The following is a 4,373-nucleotide window of genomic DNA, read 5'->3' as shown; positions in this document are numbered from 1 at the left end:
CTGCCCGGCAGCCCCACCACGGCGCTCGATCGCTCCGTCGCGCGCGAAGTGTTCCGCACCGCGGGCATCGCCGCGACCTTCAACACACGCGGCGTCGACGACAACGGCGACGACGACGGCATCTCCGCCAGCGAGCTGACGAAATCGCTCGAACGCGACTGCGACGTGATCGCCGGCTTCCCGCGCTCCGCGATCGCCGATGCGTCGGGATCGAAGATGACGTTCTCGCAAGGCTATCTGCGCTCCGGCTACGTCAACGTGTCGCTGCGCGATGCGCCCGCGCCGTCCGGCGCGAAGGAAACGATCGCGGCCACCTACGGCAGCCCGTCGCAACTGATCGCCGCGCAGCAGACGAACGCCCGCTTCGACCTCGAGAACACGAGCGAGAAAACGATCGGTGCGCTCGCCGCGGGCCGTGCGCAGCGCGCGATCGTCTGGTATCCGAGCGTCGTCGCATACGAGCGTGCGCACCCGAAACAACGGTTCCAGGTGGCGGCGACGTCGTCGCCGTACTCCGACTGGCAACTGTCGTTCGCGTTCGGGCCAGGCAAGGACGCGCTGCAACAGCGCATCGACGCCACGCTGTCGCAACTGAGCGGCAACGGCCGCCTCGCGTCGCTCACGCGCGGCTGGACGCTGCCCGACGGCATCGCGCAAGCCGCCGCCTCGCGCGTGCCCGGCCGGTTTCTCGACGGCGCGATCGCGTCCGCGCAGCGGCCCGGCTTCGTCAAGGTGTCGACGAGCGAAGGCGGCGGCGTCCCGTCGTTCGACCAGGCTCAGGTGCAGCATGGCAAGAAGCTCTACGGCGATGCGTGCGCGAAATGCCACGGCGACCAGCTCGAGGGCAATACCGCGCCCGCGCTGAGCGGGGAATCGTTCGCGCCCGAAGGCAAGTCGCACATCACGGTCGGCGGCATCTTCCTGTACATGTCGAGCAACATGCCGGCCGATCGCCCCGGCAAGATGTCCGCGCAGGAATACGAGGATCTGATGGCGTTCCTGCTTTATTCGAACGGCTACGACGCGTCGAAGAACAAGCTGACCGCCGAGATCGCGAATGCGTCGAAGGCGCCGCTGATCGCCGGGCCGCGCAAGTAACCGCTCCACCCTCTTTCGTTTCGATCGACCGCCGTGCCGGGCAGCTTGCCCGGCGCGCGGGCCGGGCTTTTTCCGTTCATTTCATTCAGGACCGCATCATGATCTCCCGTCATCGCAGAACCTTCTTCGTGCAGGCCGCCGGCCTGTGCGCCGCGCTCGCGGCCGGCACGCGCGCATTCGCCGCCGCCCCGCCCGTCGACGAAAACGACGCGGCGGCGAAGACGCTCGGCTACCGCGCCAAGGCGACGACCGTCGACGCCGGCAAGTTCCCGAAGTACCAGGCCGGCCAGACGTGCTCGAACTGCCGCTTCTACAAGGCCGCCGCGGGCGAATCCTCCGGCACGTGCCCGATGTTCGCGGGCAAGACGGTTGCCGCGGAAGGCTGGTGCAACGTCTATGCCAAGCTCGCTTGACGCCGGGCCCGCACGCGAACGCGACGGCGCGCCGTCGCCGTGTCGCGGCGCCCACGCCGACCGCGCCGCGCATCTGCATGCGCTGATCGCGCTGGGCATCGATCGCGGCTACGTGACGCACGGTGAAATCGCCGATGCGCTGCCCGACGACGCGACCGACGGCGCGGATGCGGACGCCGCCGCGTCGATGCTGCGCGAGCTCGGCATCGACGTGCGCGAGCATACCGGCGCGCATACCGCATGGACGCTCGATCGTCATTTCGCGCAAGTGACGGAAGTCGCGTCGCCGCTCGCCGACGCATCGACGCCGCTCCCGGCCGACGATCTGCTCGCGGGCCACACCAACGATCCGATCCGGCTCTATCTGCGGGAAATGAGCGCGACGCCGCTGCTCGAACGCGACGAAGAGATCGCGCTCGCGCTGCGTCTGGAAAGCGGCCGCGCGGCGTGCATCGACGCGTTGAGCCGCGATCCGGCGGCACTCGCCGCCGTCGCGGCGCTCGCGGATGACATTCGTGCCGGCAAGGTGGCGGCGTCGGTTTACGTGACGGGGTTCGCCGGCGATGCCGAATCGCCTGCAAGTGCACCGGCGACGTTGCCCGACGCTCCGGCCATCGAATCACCGGCGCCCAACGACGACGCCGATCTTTCTCTCGACAGCCCGGCGTGGCGCGATACGGTCGTCGACGCGCTCGAACGTGTCGGTGCGCTGGCGCCCGCGATGCAGCGTGCATTGCATGCCGACGGTTTCGCGTCGGCCGCTTACCGGACGCTGCTGCGCGAGGCTACGGCGTCGACCGGCCGCATCCGCTTCACCTCGCGCGCGATCGAACGGATCGGGCAAGCGAACGGCGAGCGTGCGACTCGGGCACGTACGTTCGAACAACGACTCGTCGATACGCTGGCCGCCGCGGGCATACGTGCCGAATCCGCGCGCCACGACCTCTTCACGCCGTGCGACGACGTACGCGCATGGCTACACGCCTGCCGCGCCGCGCACCCTGACTGCGCCGCCGCGCTCGCCCGCCACGCGCCGGCGCTGATCGACGCGCGCGGCGCGCTCGCTCGCCTCTCCGGCCAGTCTGCGCTGCCGCTCCACATCGCGATCGCGCTCGATGCGCGGCTCGCGCGTATCGAGCGGGCGATGCAACCCGCGAGAACGAAGCTGTTCCAGAGCAATCTGCGGCTCGTCGTGTCGGTCGCCAAACGCTATGCCGATCGTGGCCTGCCGTTCTCCGATCTGATCCAGGAAGGCAATATCGGCCTGATGAAGGCCGTCGATCGCTACGATCACCGGCGCGGCTTCAAATTCTCGACGTATGCGACGTGGTGGATCCGGCAGGCGATCACGCACGCGCTGGCCGATCTGGGCCGCACGATACGCGTGCCCGCGCATACGGTCGATACACTGAACAAACTGTCGCGGCTCGCGCGACTCCATCGGCAACGCACCGGCGACGTCGCCGACGCGCGGGCGCTCTCCACGCAGATGCGGCTGCCGGTCGACAAGGTGCGCGAGCTGATGAGCATCGTGCGCGAGCCGATCTCCGCCGACCTGCCGGTTTCGCCCGATCACGACCTCACGTTGTGCGACGTCACGATCGACCCCGACGCGCCGACGCCGGAAGAAGCCGCGAGCGCCGGTCAGTTGCGTGCGGCGGTTGCCGAGCTGATCGACAGCCTCCCGGTACGCGAGGCGTGGATTCTTCGCCTGAGGTACGGCATCGATGTCGACAACGAATATTCGCTGCGCGAGATCGGCCGGCAACTGAACCTGTCGGCCGAGCGCGTTCGTCAGCTCGAGGTATCGGCGCTCGAACGCATCCGGCAATTCAGGCACGCACCGGCGCTTCGCTCGCTGCTCGCCTGACGCGGCGGTGCCGCGCGACCATCTGCCGGCTCGCCCCAACTGCTCAGGACTGCAACACGACCTGCTGCATTTCTGAACGCCACACGGCATCGCGCGACCGTCCGCGATACAGCGCGACCAATCAGGTCGAGCACCACACGCCCGGCCGTCGCGACTTTCGCCGCCAGCGCATACCAGTCGCGCAACTGGCATGCATGTTGCGTTTTCCCGAGCGCCGTCAGGAATCACATGAACGCATGGAGACACGCTTGTCCAAGATCGAATCGGTTCTTCACGAAACCCGTCAGTTCGCGCCGCCCGCGGCGCTCGAGAAGACGGCGACCATTTCCGGCATGCCGGCCTACCGCGCGCTCGTCGCCGAGGCCGAGCAGGATTACGAAGGCTTCTGGGCGCGCCTCGCGCGCGAAGGCCTTACGTGGCACAAGCCGTTCACCAAGGTGCTCGACGAGCGCAACGCGCCGTTCTACACATGGTTCGACGACGGCGAGCTGAACGCGTCGTACAACTGCCTCGACCGCCACGTCGAAGCCGGCAACGGCGAGCGCGTCGCGGTGATCTTCGAGGCCGACGACGGCACCGTCACCCGCGTCACCTATGCCGATCTCCTCGCGCGCGTGTCGCGCTTCGCCAATGCGCTGAAGAAACGCGGGATCGGCAAGGGCGATCGCGTCGTCATCTACATTCCGATGTCGATCGAAGGCATCGTCGCGATGCAGGCCTGCGCGCGCATCGGCGCGACCCACTCGGTCGTGTTCGGTGGCTTCTCCGCGAAATCGCTGAACGAGCGGCTCGTCGACGTCGGCGCGGTCGCGCTGATCACCGCCGACGAACAGGCGCGCGGCGGCAAGACGCTGCCGCTCAAGAGCATCGCCGACGAGGCGATCGCGCTGGGCGGCTGCGAAGCGGTCAAAAGCGTGATCGTCTATCGCCGCACCGGCGGCAAGATCGACTGGCATGCGGAGCGCGACCTATGGATGCATGAGCTGACCGAC

4 protein-coding genes are annotated in these 4,373 nt (G+C 68.2%); all 4 read left to right on the top strand.

The window, feature by feature from the left end:
* Positions 1-1,098: c-type cytochrome (locus JMF90_RS26130; RefSeq protein WP_201325608.1), on the top strand; the 1,098-nt coding region annotated here is incomplete at its 5' end.
* Between the two features lie 98 nt (positions 1,099-1,196).
* A complete protein-coding gene (locus tag JMF90_RS26125) occupies positions 1,197-1,511 on the top strand; it encodes a high-potential iron-sulfur protein (protein WP_011547057.1) in 315 nt (104 codons plus the stop codon).
* A complete protein-coding gene (locus tag JMF90_RS26120) occupies positions 1,495-3,381 on the top strand; it encodes a sigma-70 family RNA polymerase sigma factor (protein WP_011547056.1) in 1,887 nt (628 codons plus the stop codon). Before JMF90_RS26125 ends, JMF90_RS26120 begins: the two co-directional genes overlap by 17 nt.
* A gap of 194 nt (positions 3,382-3,575) precedes the next feature.
* Positions 3,576-4,373 (top strand): AMP-binding protein (locus JMF90_RS26115; RefSeq protein ID WP_236596390.1); only part of this gene is annotated, 798 nt, incomplete at its 3' end.

This window comes from Burkholderia sp. E168m23 (assembly GCF_016586125.1).
GTDB classification, from domain to species: Bacteria; Pseudomonadota; Gammaproteobacteria; order Burkholderiales; family Burkholderiaceae; genus Burkholderia; species Burkholderia orbicola.
The sequence above is the reverse complement of the archived record's forward strand: the minus strand, read 5'-3'. Positions and strand labels throughout refer to the sequence as shown.

Coding starts and splice junctions, on each gene's coding strand:
- JMF90_RS26125 (WP_011547057.1), top strand. CDS start 1,197: ATGATCTCCCGTCATCGCAGAACCTTCTTCGTGCAGGCCGCCGGCCTG.
- JMF90_RS26120 (WP_011547056.1), top strand. CDS start 1,495: ATGCCAAGCTCGCTTGACGCCGGGCCCGCACGCGAACGCGACGGCGCG.